Below are 18,866 nucleotides of genomic sequence, written 5' to 3' on the forward strand. Positions count from 1 at the left end.
GCGTTCCGGCCCGGCCGGGGCGCCGGGAGAAAGCCATGCGCGCGCTCTGGCCGGTCCGCCGATGCACAAGCCGCTAGTCCGCTCCGAGCCGACGGACGCCGCCGTCGCACCGCTCGCCGCCCGCCCGCCCGGGCCGGCCGCCGGCACCCGGCTGAAGGCGGTGATCGTCGCCTGCGCCATCTTCATGTCGAACCTCGACGGCACCGCCGTGGTGACGGCGCTGCCCTCCATGGCGCGCGACCTCGGGCTGCCGCCGCTTCATCTCAGCGGCGCGATCACGGCCTATCTGGTGGCGCTGACCGTCTCGGTGCCGGTGAGCGGCTGGCTGGCCGACCGGTTCGGCGCCAAGCGGCTCTTCATCACCGCGATCATCTGCTTCACCATCGCCTCTGCCCTGTGCAGCACCGCCAACGGCCTCGCCGAGATCATCCTGTTCCGCTCGCTGCAAGGCGTGGGCGGGGCGATGATGATCCCGATCGGCCGGCTGCTGGTGTTGCGCGATGTGCCGCGCGAGGAATTCCTCACCGCCACCACCTGGCTCACCACGCCGGCGCTGGTGGGGCCGGTGATGGGGCCGCTGATCGGCGGCTTCCTGACCGACCTGATCTCCTGGCGCGCGGTGTTCTGGATCAACATCCCGATCGGCATCGCCGGCATCGCCATGGTCGCGCGCTACATTCGCGACGTGCCGACCAAAAGGCCGCCGCCGCTCGACGTCACCGGCATGGTGCTGGTGGCGGTGTCGCTGGCGGCCATCGTCGGCGGGCTGGAGACGATCGGGCGCGGGCTGGTGCCGGCCGTGGTGCCGGCGGCTTGCCTCGCCGGCGGCGTGGTGCTGGCGCTTGTGCTGGTGCGCCATTCCCGCCGCCACCCGCACCCGCTGGTCGATCTCGACATACTGCGCATCCCGACCTTCGGGGCCACGATGCTGGCGGGCTGCTTCGTGCGCATCGGCATGGCCTCGGTGCCGTTCCTGATCCCGCTGTCGATGCAGATCGGCTTCGGCCTCTCGGCGACGCGCAGCGGCGGCGTGCTGCTGGCGAGCGCGCTCGGCGCGTTCATGACCAAGCCGATGGTGCGGTTCGCGATCCGGGTGCTCAACATGCGCCACGTGCTGATGGTGAACACGCTCGTCTATGCCGCCTCGATCGCCAGCTTCTCGCTGCTGGAGCCGGGGTGGGCGATGCCGGCGGTGTTCCTGCTCGTGCTGTTCAACGGCGTGACCCGCACCATCTCGCTCACCACCATGGGGGCGCTGGCGCTGGTCGACGTGCCCTCGGAGCGGATGTCGGCGGCGACGCCGATCTTCGCCACCGCCCAGCAATTACCGCAGGCGCTCGGCGTGGCGGTGATCGCCGGCACGCTGCAGCTCGCGGTGATGCTCTCCGGCAGCGCGAGCGCGGGGCTGCCGCAGTTCCATGTCGGCTTTCTGGTGGCGGCGGCCGGCGTGCTGCTCGCCGTGCCCTGCTTCGCCCGCCTGCCGCACGACGCCGGCGAGGGGATGTAGCCCCTGCCGGCGCGGGCATGCCGCCCCTAGTCCTGCCGGGCCTCGACCATGGAGCGCACGGCGTCGTGGAGCCCCGCGCGCGAGCCGTCGCGCCAGTAGAACATGTGGCCGCCGGGGAATAGCTCCAGCCGCACCCGGGAGGGATCGCCGAGGGCGGGAAGCTGGTCGAGCAGGAGCCGGCTCTCGAAATAGGGCGTGACCAGATCGGTGAAGCCGTGCGCCACGATCACCTGCACCCGCGAGTCGAGCGCGAGCACGTCGCGCAGTTCGCTCATGGATTCGCGGTCGCCGCGCCCCTCGCCATAGTCCCAGCGATGGCTGACCTGGTCGTTGAGCAGGAAGTAGCGCCCCTCCGGCTGCCACTTCAGGTCGTTGGCGTAATAGTCGAGCATCGCGCTGGTGAGCGGCGCGGTGAGGGCGTCGAGCACCGCGTCGGGCGCGCGGTCGCGGGCGGAGTCCGGGTCGGGATCGAGCGCGGCGACGTTGCTGTCATAGGGGCTCGCGACCATCTGCCGGTCGCGATCGATTTCGCGCAGGAAGGTGCGGGTGTCGACCTTGCCGCCGAGCCGCTCGACGACGTCGCGGTCGAGCCCGGTCAGCGCCGCCACCCGGTCGGTCATGCGCGCGACCGCCTGCCGGTCGCGCGGCCCCTTCATGAGGTCCGCGAGATAGTCGCCGGTGGCGTAGCTCTCGGCCGCGTGCAGCGCGTCGGGCGAGAGCTTGCCCTCGCGCTCCAGCCGGGTCGCCGCCATGCTGGGCAGCGGCACCACCCATTTCAGCGGCGAGGAGCGGCTGTCGCGCTCATAGGTGAAGTCGAGCACCGGCGAGAGCATCACCAGCCCGGAGACGCCGATGCCGTCGCCGGTCTGCAGTTCGCGGGCGATCTTCGGCACGCGGAAGCCGCCATAGCTCTCGCCGACGAGGAATTTGGGCGAGGCCAGCCGGTTGTTCTGCCGCAGCCAGTTGGTGACGACCCGCGCGAGCGACTTGTAGTCGCCCTCGACCGACCAGAGCAGCTTGCGGTCCTCGTCGCGCTCGGAAGCGAAGCGGCTGAAGCCGGTGCCCACCGGATCGACGAAGACGAGGTCGGTGAAGTCGAGCCAGCTCTGCGCGTTGTCGACGAGCAGCGGCGGGCTGGAGGGGGAATCGCCCTGTCCGCCCGCGCGTAGCCGCCGCGGGCCCATCATGCCGAGATTGAGATAGGCCGAGGCCGCCCCCGGCCCGCCATTGAAGGCGAAGGTGACGGGGCGCGACACCGGGTCTTCGTCCGGGCCGCGGTCGAGCACATAGGCCACATAGGCGATGTCGGCGAGCTTGCGCCCGCTGGTGTCGCGCACCGGCAGCGAGCCGGCGGTCGCGGTGTAGCGCAGCGTGCGATCGCCCAGCACCAGCTCGTGTTGGGTAACCGAATCGGCTGGCAGCGACAGGCCGGCGGAAGGGCCGGCCTTCCGCGCATCCTGCTCCGCGCTGGCACCCGGTCCGTGCCGGGGCGGCGCTTCCTGCGACCAGGCGCCGGTCAGGGGAGCGAGCGCGGCCGCGGCGATGAGCGCGACGCGGGCAAGGGTCAGTGACGCATGAAACCGCATGGGAACCTCGATGCCAGTCCGGTCGGCCTGCATAGGGCGGCAACAAGGCGATAATGAATGAGCCAAGCCCCATTCGCACCGCGAGGGCGCCGGCTCACGCACTCGTCATGTTGCCTTGGCCGGAAATGACCATCTTAATCGGCGCCAACGACGGAGGAACCGGGATGTCATTCTACCGAGGCATGAGCTGCGAGAACGTCACCCTCGCCGGTGACGGGGGCACCCCGATCACAGCCTATGTCGCCCGCCCGGAGGGAGACGGGCCTTTCCCCGCCGTGGTGCTGGTGCATCACCTGCCCGGCTGGAGCGAGTTCTACATCGAGACCACGCGGCGCTTCGCCCATCACGGCTATCTCGCCATCTGCGCCAATCTCTACGAGCGCGCCGGCGCCGGCGACCCGGACGACGTCGCCGCGCGGGTGCGCGCGGAAGGCGGCGTGCCGGACGCGCAGGTGATCGGCGACACCGCGGCGGCGGTCAAATGGGCGCGCGCGCAGGCGGGGCACAACGGCAAGGTCGGCCTGTTCGGCTCCTGCTCCGGCGGGCGCCACGCCTTCCTCTATGCCTGCCGGAAGGACGACGTCGACGCCTGCGCCGAGCTGTGGGGCGGGCGCGTGGTGATGGCGCCGGAGGAGCTGAACGAGAAGACGCCGGTGGCCCCGATCACGCTGACGGCCGGGCTCTCCTGCCCGCTGATCGGCCTGTTCGGCAACGAGGACCGCGCCCCGAGTCCTGAGCAGGTGGACCAGCACGAGGCGGAGCTGAAGAAGCACGGCAAGAGCTACGAGTTCCACCGCTATGACGGCGCCAGCCACGGCTTCTTCTACTGGCACCGGCCGATGTACCGGCCCGAGCAGGCGATGGACGGCTGGGGCCGGATCTTCGCGTTCTTCGGCCGGCATCTGGCCGGCTAGCAGTCCTTCGGCGAACAGGGAGGTGCAGCATGTGCACGTCGATCGTTGAGATCATCGGCGCGGACGGTATGGCCAAGCGCGGCGAGGAGTGGTTCGCGCTGACGCAGGCGGTGGTCGCCTATGACCATGCCCGCCACGCGCCGCATGCCGACGTCATCACGCTCGATTTCATCAATGCCGGTCTCGATCCGGGCGCGCGGGCGGGCATCGAGCTGACGCTGGAGAGCGCCCGGGAGCTGCTGGCCGCGCTCGACCGGGCGATCACCGCCGCCGATTTCGAGGAGGCGGAAGTGCGCGGCCGTAGGACGCCGGGTCTCGTCGAGGCAGCGTGAGGGGCGCCGTCCGCCGGAACGCGGTGGGCGGGCTCACTCGGGCATGTACTCGAATTGCGGCAGGTCGAGCGGCGGCGCCCAGCCGAGCCGGCGCGCCGTGAACATCTCCAGCATCGGCCTTATGCCGGCGGGATCGTCGAGGCTGCCGAGGGTGACGAAGACGGTGCCGGGGAAGCTCTCCAGATTGGAGGAGAAGACCCTGGCGCCGCAATCGGGACAGAAGTTCCGGTCCAGCCCCTTGCCGGATCGGGCGATGTAGTGGAACGCCCGGGGCCGGCCGCCGGTCAGGGTGAAATCCTCCTCGGGCACGCCGAAGAACGTCGCCGCCTCGCCGCCGGACGCCTTCTTGCAGTCGAGACAATGGCAGACGGCGACGAAGGTCGGGTCGGTGTCGAACTCGAAGGTGGTCGCGCCGCAGGCGCAGCGGGCGGTGTGCTTCTTCGTCATGGTGACCTCTCCGTGCGCCGACGGCGTTCCCCTCGTGCATCCGCGTCGGACTCTAGCGGGGCGGGCGCTCCGGGCGCAGTGAGAAGTCGTAAAATCCGGTGAAACGGATCAGGCCCGGGACGGCTCCGGGCAGGCGGCCTCCGGCACGGGCGCGAACCAGCGCCGGAGCGCCTCGCGCAATCCCCCGATGCCGCCCGCCTCGCCGACCCAGGCGACACAGGCGTCGGAACGGATCAGCAGCGAGGGGCTGTCCTCGAGCGCGACGCAGCGTATGCCGTCCGTCGCGGCGGCGGCGAGAAGGGAGGCTTCCTGCCCGCCCGAGGCGTCGAGAAGGACCCATTTCCCGTCCGCCATCAGCTCGTGAAGCGAAAATTCGCCCGTGCGGGCGCGGATCCGACGGTCGCCGAGCAGCCGTCCGAGCTCGTCCGGTCCCGGCCCCAGGTCGTAGTGGGTGGAAAGCCCGCTCATCATTCCGGCGATGAACCGGGTGGCGTCGTCGGACTGCATGAGGCTCGCGAAGAGGTCGCGCATGGCGCCCGATTGCGGGTCGGGCCGCAGCAGCGCCACCTGCGCCCGGGTATTGGCCAGAACCGCCTCGGCGACCGGGCGCCGCTCGTCGTCGTAACTGTCGAGCAAGGCGTCCGCCATGTCGCCGCGCAGCACGGCGGCGAGTTTCCAGCCGAGATTCGCCGCATCCACCAGGCCGAGATTGAGGCCCTGGGCGCCGAAGGGCGGATGGATGTGGGCCGCGTCGCCGGCAAGCAGTATCCGGCCGCGGCGGTAGCTGTCGGCGAGCCGGGTATGGTCGGTCCACCGGCTGGCGCTTTCGAGCCGCCGCACGCGGACATCGGCGCCGCTGACGCGCCGCAGGACGACGTCGATCTCCTCGCGCGTGACCGGCGCGTCCCGGTCCGCCGGCGGGCCGGAGAAGTCCAGCATGAACAGCCGGCCCGGGAACGGCCCGCAGGAAAACACGCCGCCCGGGGTGCGGTTCCAGCCGACCGGCAGCAGCCGCTCGGGATGATCGATCTCGCCGATCGCCTGGTACATGGTGAGCGTCGGCGTCGTGCCGGGGAAGGCGAAGCCGGCCATCTTGCGGATGGAACTGCGCCCGCCGTCGCAAGCGACGAGATAGGCGCAGCGTAGATGCCCCGCGCCGGCCGGCGAGGTCCATTCCACCTCGACGCCGTCCGCCTGCTGCGTGACGCGGGTGACGTCGCAGCCGCGCCGCAGGTCGATCCCGAGGGCCAGCGCGCGCTCGCCCAGCATCGCTTCGACGGCCGGCTGGTCGACCATGCGGGCGCACCGATCCGGCTCGGCCTGCGGGTCGCGGCGGACCGGCAGGCCGGCGAAGTGGCCGCTGAACCTTGAGGCGCGCTTCGCGAGGTCGGTCCCGCTCTGCGCGGAGAATTCCGCGATCGCCGCGAGGCTGCGTGCTTCCGCGGTGGCGAGGGCGGCGCCCATGCCGCGGCGCTGCAAGGCTTCGCTTCCCAGCGCTCCGACCGACAGGGCCTTCATCGCCGTGCTGGGGGCGGCGAGCCGCTCCAGCACCATGACGCGTGCGCCATGCACCGTCAGCTCGATCGCCGTCAGCAGCCCGACCGGGCCGGCGCCGACGACCACGACATCCACCATTTCCATGATATATCCGATACAAACATGTACTCAGTATATATCTGAAGCGATGGTGGCGACGTGTCAATGTAAATATGTACTCGGTACAGTCAGCGTGGTATCGCGGGGCCATGACCACGCCCTCCGACCGCCGGTCCCGCAAGCGCCTCGCCACTCGGGAGGCCATCTCCGAGGCGGCCACGCGCCTGTTCCTCGAACGTGGTTTCGATCACGTCACGGTGGACGAGATCGCGGCGGCCGCCGATGTCGGGCGGATGACGGTGTTCAACCACTTCCCGCGCAAGGAGGACATGTTCTTCGACCGCGACGAGGAGGGGCGCGACCTCCTGCGCGAGGCCCTGCGCGGGCGCGATCCCGGCATCTCGCCGGTCGAGACGCTGCGCCTCCTTGCCCATCGGCTGGTCGCCGAGGCGAGCCCCTATGTCGACTTCTCCCCCCGGAGCCGGGGCTTCATGGAGACGATCGAGCGCAGCGAGACGCTCAAGGCGCGCGCGCGGGCGATCCGGGATGAACTGGCCGGGCTGGTGGCGGCGGCGCTGGCGGAATGCGTGGGGCGCGCGGCCGGCGATGCCGATGCCCGGCTCGCGGCGGACCTGCTGCTCGCGACCTGGGGCGCCGCCTTCATCGAGGCCCACCGGGCCGCCCGGCAGGGGCGCGATCCCGGGCAAGCGCAGGCGCTGTTCCTCGCCATCGTCGATCGGGGGACGGCCGGTGTGAAGGCGGCGATGGCCGGCACGCCCTACGCCTGACCGGCGGTCTCCGCCTCCCGCACCCGCGCGCCGAGCTTCAGGAAGCTGCGCAGCGAGCGCTCGAGGAGGGCGGGCGACAGGCCCTGAACGATGAAGACGAGCAGCGACTGGCGCCCCTCGTCCAGCCAGCGCTCGAGATGCTCGGCCGGATGCAGCAGGGCGTGGACGCCGTGCACCACCACCGGCGTTGGCGAGCCCTCGACGTTCAAGAGCGCCTTGAGCCGCAGGATCTTGTCGCCGTGGCGCTCGACCAGCAGGCTGAGCCACAGGCCGAAGGCGGTCCATTCGACCGGCTCGTCCAGCGTGACCACCAGCGTGCGCACCTCGTCCGCCTCCGTACCGTCCTCGCCATGGAACCGGGCGAGGCGCGCGCGGGCGATCTCCGGCGCCGGGCCGGTGCGCAGCCGGGCGCGGCCGGAGAGGGCGGCGTCGAGCCATCGCCGCGCCTCGGCGCTGCGCTCGGCCGGATCGGCGCTGCCGATCCCCGCCAGCACGTCCGGCCCGGCGGCGCCCTGCACCGTGCGCTCGATGCGCGCATGCGGGTTGAGCGCGGCTACGTGCTCATGGGCGCGCACGCACTGGGCTTCGTCGGCGATGTCGACCTTGGTCAGGAGCACGCGGTCGGCCAGCGCCACCTGCTTGCGGCTCTCGGCGAAGCGGCCGAGGCTGGTGGGCGCGTTCACGGCGTCGACCGTCGCCACCACGCTGCCGATGCGCATGTGATGGCGCAGCATGGTGTCGTTCATCACCGTCGCCATCACCGGCGCAGGGTCGGCGAGGCCCGTCGTCTCGATGATCACGCGGTCGAAGCGGGGAACCTCGCCGCGCGCGCGGCGGGCGTGGAGGTTGCGCAGGCCCGTGCGCAGGTCCTCCTGCAGCGTGCAGCAGATGCAGCCGCTCTCCATCAGCACGGTGGAGGGATCGAGCCGCTCCACCAGGAGATGGTCGAGGCCGATCTCGCCGAACTCGTTGATCAGTACCGCGGCGCGGGCGAAGGCGGGATGCGCCAGCACGTGGCGCAGCAGCGTGGTCTTGCCGCTGCCGAGGAAGCCGGTGACGATGTTGACGGGGATTGGCGCCGTCTCATCCATCCAGCGCCTCCAGCAGCGCCGGGTCGAGCGGGTCGAGCGGCCGGCCGGTCACCGCCTGCACCCGGACCCACAGCTCGCCGAGGTCGGCGGCGATCTCCACCCGGCCGGTCGGGCCGGTGACGGTGAAGGAGGTGCCCTGCCAGTCGCGCACGGTGACGCGGTGACGGCGCAGGATCTCGTTGGCGAGCGCGACCGAGCGCTGGCGCGCCTGGCGGCGTAGCCACGGGCGCGCGGTGCCGGAGCCATCGCGCCCGCCTATGCCCTCGCTCCAGTGGGCGGCGCCGCCCAGCACGCCGCACAGGCCGCACATGGCGCGCTCACCGGCGCGGCGAGCGGCGGGCGAAATCGTCCGCGATCGCGTCGAAGGTGGTGAAGCGCACGCCCTCATGCGAACTGATATGTGCGAAGAGCCGCTCCAGCATCATCAGCACCTGCGGGCGGCCGGAGACGTCGGGATGCACCGTCATGGTGAAGACCGCATAGTCGTGCTCGCGATAGACCCAGTCGAACTGGTCGCGCCACATCTGCTCGATGTCGCGCGGGTTCACGAAGCCATGGCTGTTGGGCGACTTCTTGATGAACATCATCGGCGGCAGGTCGTCGAGATACCAGCTCGCGGGGATCTCGATCAGGTCGGTCTCGGTGCCGCGCACCAGCGGCTTCATCCAGGCCGAGGGGTGCTTGGAATAGTCGATCTTGGTCCAGCTGTCGCCGACGCGCACATAGTAGGGCTGGAAATCGTGGTGCATCAGGCTGTGGTCGTACTTGATGCCCTTCTTCAGCAGCAACTCGTTGGTGACGGCGCTGAACTCCCACCACGGCGCGACATAGCCGGTCGGCCGCTTGCCGGTGACCTCGGTGATGAGGGCGATGCAGTGGTCGAGCACCGTCTCCTCCTGCTCGGGCGTCATGGCGATCGGGTTCTCGTGGCTGTAGCCGTGCACGCCGATCTCGTGGCCGGCCTCGGCCACCGCCTTGATCTGCTCGGGGAAGGTCTCGATCGAATGGCCCGGCACGAAGAAGGTGGTCTTGATGCCGAGGCGCTCGAACAGCTTGAGCATGCGCGGGATGCCGACCTCGCCAGCGAACAGGCCGCGCGAGATGTCGTCGGGCGAATCCTCGCCGCCATAGGAGCCGAGCCAGCCGGCAACCGCGTCCACGTCGACGCCGAAAGCACACAGGATTTCCTTCGCCATTTGCTCCTCCTCGGATGCGGGTTCAGTCTGCGATGCGGCCGACGGCCGCGACGATCTCGTCCATCGCCGCTCCGGCCCCGACCAGGACCGAAAGCAGAATGCGTGCCTTGATGCCGCTGAGGTCGCCGGCGAAGATCGCGCCGGCCTGCGCGACGTCCTTGCCCCCGCCATTGCCGTAGATCGGCTCGACCCGCCCCTGCGGGCAGCGCGAGGTGACGAGCACCGGAAGGCCGACGGCGACGCAGGCGCGGATGCCCTCGAGCGCGCCGGGCGTCACGTTTCCGCGGCCGAACGTCTCGACCACGATGCCCCGCACGCCGGCGTCTCGCGCGGCGTGGAAGAAGCCGGGGCCGCAGCCCATGGCGAGCCTGACGAGCTCGATCGCCGGCTCGACACGCTCGACGTCGAACGGCGCACGCGCGCGGGGCGTGCGGTAGATGAGGATGCGGGCGCCGTCGACGTCGCCGAGCTTGCCGTGCTCGGCCGACTGGAAGGCGCCGACCCGCGAGGTGTGGGTCTTGGTGACGTCGCGCGCGGCGTGGAACTCCTCGTCGAAGGCGATCATCGCCCCGAAGCCGCGCAGGCGCGGGTCGGCCGCGAGGCGGATCGCGGCGGCGAGGTTGCGCGGACCGTCGCGATCCGGCTCCTCGGCGAGCCGCTGCGCCCCGGTGAACACCACCGGCTTGTCCGAGCCCACCGTAAGCTCGGCCATGAAGGCGCTCTCCTCCATCGTGTCGGTGCCGTGGGTGACGACCACGCCCGAGACGTCCGGCGCGCGCAGCGCCTCGTCCGCCGCCCGGGCGAGGCGGAAAGCGTCGTCGAGCCCGAGCGCATAGCTGCCGAGGTTGAAGAGCTGGACCACCTCGATATCGAGCCCGTCCGGCAGGCCGCGGAGATCGGCGACGAGCTCGGCGCCGCCGACCACCGCACGGATGTCGCCATGCTCCGGGTCGAGGCGGGAGGCAATGGTGCCTCCCGTGCTCAGGACCACGACTTTCGCCATGTCGAAGGCACTCCCGTCGACGTCGCGGCCGCGCCGCGCATGGACCCCGAGGCCGGAACGGCGGACGCCTCGCGGCGCCCGTCCTTCCCGTCCTATTCCTGGAACGCAGCCTCGCGCCGGCGCCGTACCGAGGGCGCCGCCACCACCACCAGCAGGATCAGCGCCGCCGCCAGCAGTGCTGCGCTCAGCGGCTCGGTGATGAAAATCGCGGCGTCGCCGCGCGACAGCAGGAGCGCGCGCCGCAGGTTCTCCTCCATCAGCGGGCCGAGGATGAAGCCGAGCAGCAGCGGCGCCGGCTCGCAGCCGACCTTGGCGAAGCCGTAGCCCACCGCCCCGAACACCGCCGCGAACAGGAGGTCGTTGGGCTCGTGGTTGATGCTGTACACGCCGATGCAGCAGAACAGCAGGATGGCGGGGAACAGCATGCGGTAGGGCACGCGCAGCAGCCGGATCCAGATGCCGATCAGCGGCAGGTTGAGGATGACGAGGATGATGTTGCCGATCCACAGGCTGGCGATCAGCCCCCAGAACAGGCGCGGATCGGAGTTCATCACCTGCGGGCCCGGGGTGATGCCCTGGATGGTCAGCGCGCCGAGCATCAGCGCCATCACCGCGTTGGGCGGGATGCCGAGGGTCAGCAGCGGCACCATGGAGGTCTGCGCGCCGGCATTGTTGGCCGATTCCGGCGCCGCCACGCCCTCGATGGCGCCGCGCCCGAAGCGGCTCGGGTCGCGGGCGATCTTCTTCTCCACCGTGTAGGAGGCGAAGGAGGCGAGCAGCGCGCCGCCGCCCGGCAGCACGCCGAGCAGCGAGCCGAGGAAGGTGCCGCGCACGATCGCCCCCGCCGCCTGGCGGATGTCGTCCCGGCTCGGCAGCACCCGGCCGAGGCGGGAGGTGAACACCTCGCGCTTCTCGCCCTGGGCGAGGTTGGCGAGGATCTCGGCGAAGGCGAACAGGCCGACCGCGATGATGACGAAGTCGATGCCGTCGGACAGCGACAGGATGTCGAAGGTGAAGCGGCGCATGCCGGTGTTGAGGTCGGTGCCGACCGTGCCCAGCAGCACGCCGAGGATGACCATGCCGACCGCCTTCAGCAGCGAGCCGCTGGCGAGCACCACGGCGCTGATGAGGCCGAGCACCATCATCGAGAAATAGTCGGTCGGTCCGACGCTGAGCGCCACCTTCGACAGCAGCGGGGCGAACAGGAACATGACCAGAGCCGCCACGCAGCCGGCGAAGAAAGAGCCGATGGCGGAGATGCCGAGAGCCGGCCCGGCCCGTCCCTGTCGCGCCATCTGGTAGCCGTCGATGCAGGTGACGACCGAGGTGGATTCGCCGGGAAGGTTGACCAGGATGGCCGAGACCGAGCCGCCATACTGGGCGCCGTAATAGATGCCCGCCAGCATGATGAGCGAGGTTTCCGGCGGCAGGTTGAAGGTCAGCGGCAGCAGCATCGCGATGGTTGGCACCGGGCCGAGGCCGGGCAGCACGCCGATCAGCGTGCCGAGCAGGCAGCCGACGAAGCAGTAGGCGATGTTCATCGGCGTGAGCGCGACGGTCATGCCGAGAACGAGGTGGGAGAGCGCGTCCATCACGTCACCACGCCGGCCAGAGCGGCAGGTGCATGCCGAGCGCCCAGTCGAAGACGGCGACCGAGAACACCGCCAGGGCGAGGGTGAGGGCGGCGACCTCGTGCAGGCGGAACTCGTGGCCGGCGCAGGCGCCCACGACCGTGAGGACGACGATGGCGGGCACCAGCCCGCCGCTCGTCACCGCGAGCGCGAACAGGGCGACGGCGACGAGCACGAGGAACGGGCGCAGCGCGGTGCCGGTGATCTTCTCGCCGTCGGCGATCAGCCCGCGCAGGGTGACCAGCGCGCCGATGCCGCACAGCAGGAAGCTCAGCAGGTCCGGGAAGAATCCCGGGCCCATCGACGTGGCGGTGCCGGTCGGATAGTCCCGCCCGATCCACAGGGCGGCGATGCCGACGCCGAGGAACATCAGCCCGGCCCAGGTATCCTGCCTTCTGAAAGCGCGTTGCAACATTCGTCCACCTCTGGTTCTCGGTGCTGTCCGCCGGGTCCGCGCATCGCTGACGGATGCTTTGTGCGGGGCGGTCCGGTTGTCGAAAAGCTTCCTCGCTAGCCCGCGTCCCCCGCGAGCAGGATGCGCGCGTCGACGACGGCGCAGCCCTCGGCATTGACGATGACCGGGTTGAGATCGATCTCGACGAAGTCCGGCGCGGACATCGCCAGTGCCGACACCTCAAGCAAGAGTTCGACCAGTCCCTCCCGGTCGACCGGCGCCATGCCGCGCGCACCCTCGAGCAGCGCCCGGCCGCGGATCTGGTCCAGCATCTCGCGGGCGTCGGAACGGCTGACGGGAAGGGTGCGGAACACCACGTCCTTCATGATCTCGACGAACACGCCGCCGAGGCCGAACATCAGCAGGCGGCCGAACTGGGGATCCTCGGTCACGCCGATCACCACCTCGACCCCCTTGCCCGCCATCGGGGTGACGAGCACGCCGGCGATGTCGGCACCGGGGCAGGTGGCGCCGATATGGGCGAGCAGCGCGGCGCTCTCGGCCTCGATCGCAGCTGCGCCGGAAATGCCGAGCCGCACGCCGCCGACGTCGGATTTGTGCAGGATGTCGCGCGAGACGATCTTGAGCGCGACCGGACCGGCGAGGAGCTCAGCCGGCAGGCGCGCGGCGTCCGCGGGCGCGCGCAGCAGCGCGAAGGGCGGGATGGCGACGCCGGCGCCGGCGAGGGCCTGCATCGCCTCCGGCTCCAGCAGCGCGCTGCGGCCCTCGGTGCGGGCGGCGGCGGCAAGCTGCGCCGCCTCTGCGCTCGCCGGCGTGGGCGCGCTCGCCTCGTCCATCGGCGCCGTCGAGACCTCGTGGAAGCGCTGCGCGGCGGCGAGGGCGGCGGCGGCGATCTCGATCGAGCGGACGACGACGATGCCCCCTTCGCGCAGGATCGCGATCGCCTCGGTCGGGAACTCGGCATAGTGGCACTGCACCACGACCGGCTTGCCGTGCTCCCGGGCGAGCGCGACGAGCTGGTGGGCCGCCTCGTTCTCGATCTCGCGCAGCGAGGCGCCGTAGCGCACCTGGTAGCCGCCGAAATAGCCGACGATAAGCAACGCATCGACGGCTAGGTCGGCGAGGATCTCTCGGGCGCAGGCGGGCATGTAGCGCGGATGGGGATCGGTGCCGCCGCCGGCGTCGATCGGGTTGGAGAGCTGAGAGGCGTTGGGCGTGATCGTCTGCAGCGCCGCCACCGTCGCTTCCGCCAGCGGCGGCAGGTCGAGGCCGCGCTCGGCCAGCGCGTCGGCCGCCTGCGAGATCGGGCCGCCGCCTTCCGACAGTACGGCGACGCCTCGGGTCGGGCGCCCGCCGGTGCGCGAGACGAGGTCGGCGACGACGAACATCTCGTCGGAGCGCTCGACCTGGATCACGCCGGCCTGCCGCAGCGCGGCGCTGGCGGCGACATAGTTGCCGGCGAGCGAGCCCGAATGCGAGCGTGCCGCACCCTCGCCCTGGTCGGTGCGCCCCGCCTTGTAGAGGACGACCGGCTTGCGGCGGGCGACCTCGCGCGCCGCCTCGAGGAAGGCGCGCCCGTCCTTGAAGCCCTCGGCATAGACGATGACCGCCTTGGTGTTGGGGTCGTCGCCGAAGAAGCGCAGATATTCGTGGAACCGGATGTCACCCTCATTGCCGACGCCGACGAAGGTGCTGAAGCCGGCATGGCCGTTCTGGTGGCTCTGGGCGAGCAGCGACAGCGCGACATTGCCCGACTGCGACAGCACGCCGAGCCCGCCGGCGTAGACGCTGGGCCAGCCGGTCAGGTTGAGGCCGGTATGGCCGTCGAACATGCCGTTGGTGTTGGGCCCGATCAGCCGGACATTGCCCTTGCGGGCGGCGGCGAGCGTGCGGGCCTCGAGCTCGGCACCGGCCGGACCCGCCTCGCTGAAGCCGCCTGCGAGCACCAGCGCGCCGTGCACGTCGCGCTCGCCGCACAGGGCGATCACCTCGGGGGCGACGCGCGCGGGCGTGCACACCATGGCGAGGTCGATCTCCCCCGGCGCGGAGGCAAGGTCGGGGTAGCAGGGGAGGCCGAGGATCTCGGTCTCCTTCGGATTGATCGGCAGGATGGTGCCGGCATAGCCGCAGTCGAGCAGGGTCTGGATCGCCCGGTTGCCGCGCTTGGAGGGATCGCGCGAGGCGCCGATGATGGCGACCGAGCGCGGCTTGAGGAAGTCGAGGGCGGCGGGCATGTCGGCTCCGGCTTGGGTAACGATCGAGGGGGCCTTCGCGAGCGCCGTGCTCATGTCATCGTCCTCGTGAAACGCACCGTCTGGGCGCGGGCGTCGTGGTCGGTGACGACGTTGACGAGGGCGGTGCGCCCCTGCGCGACGGCGGCGGCGGCGCGCTCCAGCGCCGGGCGGATGTCCTCGGGGCGCTCGACATATTCACCGACGCAGTCGAGCGCCTTGGCGAAGTCGTGGAAGCGGGTGTAGCCGAGGTCGCGGCCGGGCTTGATGCGCTCGGGGTCGGCGGTCCAGCCGCCATTGAGGCTGATGACCACGATCACCGGCAGCTTGTGGCGCACCGCGGTGTCGAGCTCCATGCCGTTCATGCCGAACGAGCCGTCGCCGTGCAGCACCAGCACCGGCGCGTCCGGCTTGGCCGCCTTGGCGCCGAGGCCGAAGGGCAGGCCGACGCCCATGGTGCCGAAGGTCCCCGAATTGAGGCGGTGGCGGGCGACATAGGTCGGGATCGACTGGCGGCCGTAATTGAGGATCTCCTGGCCGTCCACGGCGAGGATGGCGTCGCGGGGCAGGAAGTCGCGGATCTCCTTGCACAGGCGCAGCGGGTGGATCGGCACTTGGTCGGTCGCGAGCTGGGTCTCGAACTTCGCGGCCTTCTCCTCCTCGACGGCGGACAGGCGTCCGATCCAGGCGCCGTAGCGCGCGGCGGCGACCCGCTCGCCGGCGCCGTCGATGAGCTGGCCGAGCACGGTGTGCGCATCGCCGACGATGCCGAGCTCCACCTGCGGGGTGGAGGCGATCTCGCCGGGATCGATGTCGATGCGGATCAGCTTGGCGCTGCGGGCGAAGCGCGGCGCCTGGCCCTGGCCGAACACGTAGTTCAGCCGCGTGCCGACCACCAGCACCACGTCGGCCTCGCGCAGCGCGGTCGAGCGGGCATTGGGGAACAGGCCGGGGTGATCCTCCGGCACCACGCCGCGCCCCTGCGGGGTGGTGTAGAGCGGCATGCCGGTATGGGCCACCCATTCGGCGAGCCTCTCCGACGCGTCCGACCAGAGCACGCCGCTGCCGGAGATGACGACCGGGCGCTGCGCCCCGGCGAGAAGGTCGAGCGCCTGTGCCACCAGCGCCGGATCGCCGGCCGGGCGGCTGCGATGGCCGTCGGGCGGGATCTTCGGCCACACCACCTTCGCCTCGTCGACCTCGGCGTAGAGGATGTCGCTCGGGAAATCGAGATAGACCGGGCCGGGCTTGCCGCTCAGCGCCTGGCGGAAGGCGAGGTTCACGATCTCGGGGATGCGGTGCGCCTCGTAGACCCGGTCGGCCCATTTCACCAGCGGGCGCATGGCGGCGAGCTGGTCGAACTCCTGGAACGCGCCGCGGCCATATTCGCCGATCGGGCTCGAGCCGCCGAGGGCCACCACCGGCACGCCGTCGACCAGCGCGGTGGCGAGGCCGGTGCCGAAATTGAGCGTGCCGGGCCCGGAGCAGGCCATGCACACGCCGGGGCGGTTGGCGACGCGGGCATAGGCATGGGCCATCATCGCCGCCGCCTGCTCGTGGCGCACGTCGATGCCGCGAATGCCGAGATTGATCGCCGCCTTCTCGCCGGACGACATCGGCGCGCCCATGATGAAGAAGAAGGTGTCGACGCCCTGCTGCTTGAGGGCCTGCCCGAGCAGGTCGTGTCCCATCACGCCCATGAGGAGACCTCCCGGGCCGATGCCGTGGACGGGTCGAGATTTACCGAAGGGGGCACGATGGACACTCCATTTCACTGGGCAGGTCGGGCACGGCCCGCGCGGCGGACGGGGCCGCCCGGCGCGGCTCGGCCGGCGGCGCCGCGGATCCGGCGCGGGATGCGAAGCTTCATGCTGAATTGTTCAACTATCGATATTTTCATACATTTTTCGCATTAATCGAAGGCATTCCCGCCTGTCACTCTGCCGATCGGGGCGCCGGCCGGACCTGGCGGCGCCCCGGCCGGGCGTCACAGGGCCGCGGCGATCGCGGCTCCGACCTCCTGCGTCGAGGCGCTGCCGTGAAGGTCCGGCGTTCGCGGACCCTCGGCGAGCACGGCCTCGATGGCGGCGACGATGGCGGCGGCGGCGTCGGGCTCGCCCAGATGCTCGAGCATCATCGCCCCGGACCAGATCTGGCCGATCGGGTTGGCGATGTTGCGCCCGAAGATGTCCGGCGCGGAGCCGTGCACTGGCTCGAACATGGAGGGATGCAGCCGCTCCGGATTGATGTTGGCCGAGGGCGCGATGGCGATGGTGCCGGTGCAGGCCGGGCCGAGATCGGACAGGATGTCGCCGAACAGGTTCGAGGCGACGACGACGTCGAACCATTGCGGGTTGCGCACGAAATGCGCGGCCAGGATATCGATGTGGAACTGCGCCGTGGTGATGCCGGGATACTGCGCCGCCATCTCCGCGAACCGCTCGTCCCAATAGGGCATGGTGATCGCGATGCCGTTGGACTTGGTGGCGGAAGTGACGCTGGAGCGCCGCTTGCCGGCGGCCTCGAAGGCGTATCTGAGGACGCGGTCGACGCCCTTGCGGGTGAAGATGCTCTGCTGGACCGCGCGTTCCTCCGGCGTGCCGACATTCTCGCGCCCGCCCACGGCGGAATATTCGCCCTCCGTGTTCTCGCGCACGATCAGCATGTCGATGTCGCCCGGCTTGCGGTCGGCGAGCGGGGAGCGCACGCCGGGCATCAGGCGCACCGGGCGGACATTGGCGTACTGGTCGAAATTGCGGCGGATCGGGATCAGCAGGCCCCAGAGCGAGACGTGGTCCGGCACGCCGGGATAGCCCACGGCGCCGAGATAGATGGCGTCGTGGCCGGCGATCTCATCGAGGCCGTTCTCGGGCATCATCTGCCCGGTGCGGTGGAAGCGCTCGCACGACCAGTCGCGTTCGTCCCAGGTGAGGGTGAAGCCGAAGCGCCGGGCGGCGGCCTCCAGCACGCGCATGCCCTCGGGCATGACCTCGTGGCCGATTCCGTCGCCCGGAATGGTGGCGATGCGATACGTCTTCATGCTGCTGACTCTCTGTGGCACGGGGGGCGAGCGACCGGCCGCAGCCGGCCGCTGCGCGTCACTCGACCGTCAGTTTAGCGTGATGTGCGCTTCGGTGATCAGGGTGTGGAAGCTCGCGATCTCCGAATCGAGGAAGCTCGCGAACTCGGCCGGGCTGGTGCCCTGCACGACGAGGCCGAGCTCGGTCAGGCGCTTCGCCACCGCCGGCTCGGCCAGCGCCTTGACCACGGCGGCGTTGAGCTTGTCGATGATCGGCTGCGGGGTGCCGGCGGGCGCCGCCATGCCGAGCCAGCCGCGGGCGACGAAGTCGGTGACGCCGGCCTCGGCCATGGTCGGCACGTCCGGGAGCTGGGCCGAGCGCTTGTCGACCGTCACAGCGAGCGGGCGGAGCTGGCCGGAGCTGATGTAGGGCATCGCGCTCGGGATGGTCTCGAACATCAGCTGGATGCGGCCGGCCACCAGGTCCGTCATGGCCGGGCCGCCGCCGCGATAGGCGACGTGCACCATGTCGACGCCGGTGCGGCGCTTGAACAGCTCGCCGGCGAGATGCTGGGAGGCGCCGAGGCCCGAGGAGCCGAAGTTCAGCTTGCCGGGATTGGCCTTGGCGTAGGCGATCAGCTCGGCGACGCTCTTCACCGGCAGCTCGGGATTGACCACCAGCACGTTCGGCTGCAGCGCGACCAGCGAGATCGGCGCGAAGCTCTTCACGGGGTCGTAGCCGAGCTTCTTGTAGAGGCTGACATTCACCGCCAGCGGCGAGGAGGCCATGAGCAGGGTGTAGCCGTCGGGTGCCGCCGCGGCGACCGCCTCGAAGCCGATATTGCCGCCGGCGCCGGCGCGGTTCTCGACCACGATCGACTGGCCGAGCTCCTTGGTGAGCTCCTGGCCGACGATGCGCGACACCGTGTCGACGCTGCCGCCGGGGGCGAAGGGAACCACCAGCTTGATCGGCTGGGTCGGGTAGTCGGCAGCGTGCACGGGCGCGGCGAACAGGCATAGGGACGCGCCGAGCGCGCAGATCATCTTCCGCATAGTTTCGTCCTCTGGATTGTTTGTTCGGCCTTGTCCTTGCCCGAGCCGGCGCTTCTT

At 70.7% G+C, this 18,866-nt stretch carries 17 protein-coding genes; 4 read left to right on the plus strand and 13 right to left on the minus strand.

Going from position 1 to position 18,866, the window contains the following annotated elements:
• Window positions 1–61: 61 nt before the first annotated feature.
• A complete protein-coding gene (locus NVS89_RS21610) occupies window positions 62–1,507 on the plus strand; it encodes an MFS transporter (RefSeq protein ID WP_258734845.1) in 1,446 nt (481 codons plus the stop codon).
• Between the two features lie 26 nt (window positions 1,508–1,533).
• Here the strand turns inward: NVS89_RS21610 and NVS89_RS21615 are convergent, their stop codons facing one another.
• On the minus strand, window positions 1,534–3,093 hold the full coding sequence (locus tag NVS89_RS21615; protein WP_258734846.1) for a S10 family peptidase: 1,560 nt from the start codon (window positions 3,091–3,093) through the stop codon (window positions 1,534–1,536).
• A 164-nt stretch (window positions 3,094–3,257) separates the two neighbouring features.
• Here NVS89_RS21615 and NVS89_RS21620 point away from each other — a divergent pair, with 164 nt between their 5' ends.
• Window positions 3,258–4,007 carry a dienelactone hydrolase family protein gene (locus tag NVS89_RS21620; RefSeq protein ID WP_258734847.1) on the plus strand — a complete coding sequence of 250 codons (750 nt, stop codon included), beginning with the start codon at window positions 3,258–3,260 and terminating at the stop codon, window positions 4,005–4,007.
• Window positions 4,008–4,036: 29 nt separating this feature from the next.
• Window positions 4,037–4,339: a DUF6295 family protein gene (locus NVS89_RS21625; protein ID WP_258734848.1), complete on the plus strand. Its 303-nt coding sequence runs from the start codon at window positions 4,037–4,039 to the stop codon at window positions 4,337–4,339.
• Between the two features lie 33 nt (window positions 4,340–4,372).
• On the opposite strand, the gene NVS89_RS21630 is transcribed toward NVS89_RS21625, so the two are convergent.
• Window positions 4,373–4,786, minus strand: a complete 414-nt coding sequence (locus NVS89_RS21630; protein ID WP_258734849.1) for a GFA family protein — start codon at window positions 4,784–4,786, stop codon at window positions 4,373–4,375.
• Between the two features lie 108 nt (window positions 4,787–4,894).
• A complete protein-coding gene (locus NVS89_RS21635) occupies window positions 4,895–6,427 on the minus strand; it encodes an FAD-dependent oxidoreductase (RefSeq protein WP_258734850.1) in 1,533 nt (510 codons plus the stop codon).
• A 104-nt stretch (window positions 6,428–6,531) separates the two neighbouring features.
• Between NVS89_RS21635 and NVS89_RS21640 the strand changes: the two genes are divergently transcribed.
• Window positions 6,532–7,170, plus strand: a complete 639-nt coding sequence (locus NVS89_RS21640) for a TetR/AcrR family transcriptional regulator (protein WP_258734851.1) — start codon at window positions 6,532–6,534, stop codon at window positions 7,168–7,170.
• Here NVS89_RS21640 and NVS89_RS21645 read toward each other — a convergent pair.
• The 10 genes from NVS89_RS21645 to NVS89_RS21690 form a co-directional block, all read right to left on the minus strand.
• Window positions 7,161–8,261 carry a CobW family GTP-binding protein gene (locus NVS89_RS21645; protein ID WP_258734852.1) on the minus strand — a complete coding sequence of 367 codons (1,101 nt, stop codon included), beginning with the start codon at window positions 8,259–8,261 and terminating at the stop codon, window positions 7,161–7,163. The two genes, NVS89_RS21640 and NVS89_RS21645, sit on opposite strands and share 10 nt — an antisense overlap.
• Window positions 8,254–8,571 carry a hypothetical protein gene (locus NVS89_RS21650; protein ID WP_258734853.1) on the minus strand — a complete coding sequence of 106 codons (318 nt, stop codon included), beginning with the start codon at window positions 8,569–8,571 and terminating at the stop codon, window positions 8,254–8,256. Before NVS89_RS21650 ends, NVS89_RS21645 begins: the two co-directional genes overlap by 8 nt.
• Before the next feature lie 7 nt (window positions 8,572–8,578).
• A complete protein-coding gene (locus NVS89_RS21655; RefSeq protein WP_258734854.1) occupies window positions 8,579–9,457 on the minus strand; it encodes a polysaccharide deacetylase family protein in 879 nt (292 codons plus the stop codon).
• Window positions 9,458–9,479: 22 nt separating this feature from the next.
• Window positions 9,480–10,460: an asparaginase gene (locus NVS89_RS21660; RefSeq protein WP_258734855.1), complete on the minus strand. Its 981-nt coding sequence runs from the start codon at window positions 10,458–10,460 to the stop codon at window positions 9,480–9,482.
• 92 nt (window positions 10,461–10,552) lie between these two features.
• Entirely contained in the window at window positions 10,553–12,052 is a 1,500-nt protein-coding gene (locus tag NVS89_RS21665; RefSeq protein WP_258734856.1) for a tripartite tricarboxylate transporter permease, read from the minus strand.
• 4 nt (window positions 12,053–12,056) lie between these two features.
• The gene (locus tag NVS89_RS21670; RefSeq protein ID WP_258734857.1) at window positions 12,057–12,506 is read right to left on the minus strand and encodes a tripartite tricarboxylate transporter TctB family protein; all 450 of its coding nucleotides are present in this window, start codon (window positions 12,504–12,506) and stop codon (window positions 12,057–12,059) included.
• Between the two features lie 95 nt (window positions 12,507–12,601).
• Window positions 12,602–14,794: an acetate--CoA ligase family protein gene (locus tag NVS89_RS21675; protein WP_258734858.1), complete on the minus strand. Its 2,193-nt coding sequence runs from the start codon at window positions 14,792–14,794 to the stop codon at window positions 12,602–12,604.
• On the minus strand, window positions 14,791–16,437 hold the full coding sequence (locus tag NVS89_RS21680; protein ID WP_258734859.1) for a thiamine pyrophosphate-binding protein: 1,647 nt from the start codon (window positions 16,435–16,437) through the stop codon (window positions 14,791–14,793). The genes NVS89_RS21675 and NVS89_RS21680 overlap by 4 nt, the downstream gene beginning before the upstream one ends.
• 287 nt (window positions 16,438–16,724) lie before the next feature.
• Entirely contained in the window at window positions 16,725–17,777 is a 1,053-nt protein-coding gene (locus tag NVS89_RS21685) for a tartrate dehydrogenase (protein WP_258734860.1), read from the minus strand.
• Window positions 17,778–17,846: 69 nt separating this feature from the next.
• Entirely contained in the window at window positions 17,847–18,809 is a 963-nt protein-coding gene (locus NVS89_RS21690) for a Bug family tripartite tricarboxylate transporter substrate binding protein (protein WP_258734861.1), read from the minus strand.
• Window positions 18,810–18,866 lie beyond the last annotated feature (57 nt).

Source organism: Ancylobacter mangrovi, from assembly GCF_024752355.1.
In the GTDB taxonomy this organism is placed as follows: Bacteria; Pseudomonadota; Alphaproteobacteria; order Rhizobiales; family Xanthobacteraceae; genus Ancylobacter; species Ancylobacter mangrovi.

Excerpts from the sequence above, each read along its gene's own strand:
- NVS89_RS21610 (WP_258734845.1), top strand. The coding sequence starts at position 62 with ATGCACAAGCCGCTAGTCCGCTCCGAGCCGACGGACGCCGCCGTCGCA.
- NVS89_RS21655 (WP_258734854.1), bottom strand. The coding sequence starts at position 9,457 with ATGGCGAAGGAAATCCTGTGTGCTTTCGGCGTCGACGTGGACGCGGTT.
- NVS89_RS21665 (WP_258734856.1), bottom strand. The coding sequence starts at position 12,052 with ATGGACGCGCTCTCCCACCTCGTTCTCGGCATGACCGTCGCGCTCACG.
- NVS89_RS21660 (WP_258734855.1), bottom strand. The coding sequence starts at position 10,460 with ATGGCGAAAGTCGTGGTCCTGAGCACGGGAGGCACCATTGCCTCCCGC.
- NVS89_RS21630 (WP_258734849.1), bottom strand. The coding sequence starts at position 4,786 with ATGACGAAGAAGCACACCGCCCGCTGCGCCTGCGGCGCGACCACCTTC.
- NVS89_RS21670 (WP_258734857.1), bottom strand. The coding sequence starts at position 12,506 with ATGTTGCAACGCGCTTTCAGAAGGCAGGATACCTGGGCCGGGCTGATG.
- NVS89_RS21645 (WP_258734852.1), bottom strand. The coding sequence starts at position 8,261 with ATGGATGAGACGGCGCCAATCCCCGTCAACATCGTCACCGGCTTCCTC.
- NVS89_RS21640 (WP_258734851.1), top strand. The coding sequence starts at position 6,532 with ATGACCACGCCCTCCGACCGCCGGTCCCGCAAGCGCCTCGCCACTCGG.
- NVS89_RS21620 (WP_258734847.1), top strand. The coding sequence starts at position 3,258 with ATGTCATTCTACCGAGGCATGAGCTGCGAGAACGTCACCCTCGCCGGT.
- NVS89_RS21685 (WP_258734860.1), bottom strand. The coding sequence starts at position 17,777 with ATGAAGACGTATCGCATCGCCACCATTCCGGGCGACGGAATCGGCCAC.
- NVS89_RS21615 (WP_258734846.1), bottom strand. The coding sequence starts at position 3,093 with ATGCGGTTTCATGCGTCACTGACCCTTGCCCGCGTCGCGCTCATCGCC.
- NVS89_RS21680 (WP_258734859.1), bottom strand. The coding sequence starts at position 16,437 with ATGGGCGTGATGGGACACGACCTGCTCGGGCAGGCCCTCAAGCAGCAG.
- NVS89_RS21625 (WP_258734848.1), top strand. The coding sequence starts at position 4,037 with ATGTGCACGTCGATCGTTGAGATCATCGGCGCGGACGGTATGGCCAAG.
- NVS89_RS21650 (WP_258734853.1), bottom strand. The coding sequence starts at position 8,571 with ATGTGCGGCCTGTGCGGCGTGCTGGGCGGCGCCGCCCACTGGAGCGAG.
- NVS89_RS21635 (WP_258734850.1), bottom strand. The coding sequence starts at position 6,427 with ATGGAAATGGTGGATGTCGTGGTCGTCGGCGCCGGCCCGGTCGGGCTG.
- NVS89_RS21675 (WP_258734858.1), bottom strand. The coding sequence starts at position 14,794 with ATGAGCACGGCGCTCGCGAAGGCCCCCTCGATCGTTACCCAAGCCGGA.
- NVS89_RS21690 (WP_258734861.1), bottom strand. The coding sequence starts at position 18,809 with ATGCGGAAGATGATCTGCGCGCTCGGCGCGTCCCTATGCCTGTTCGCC.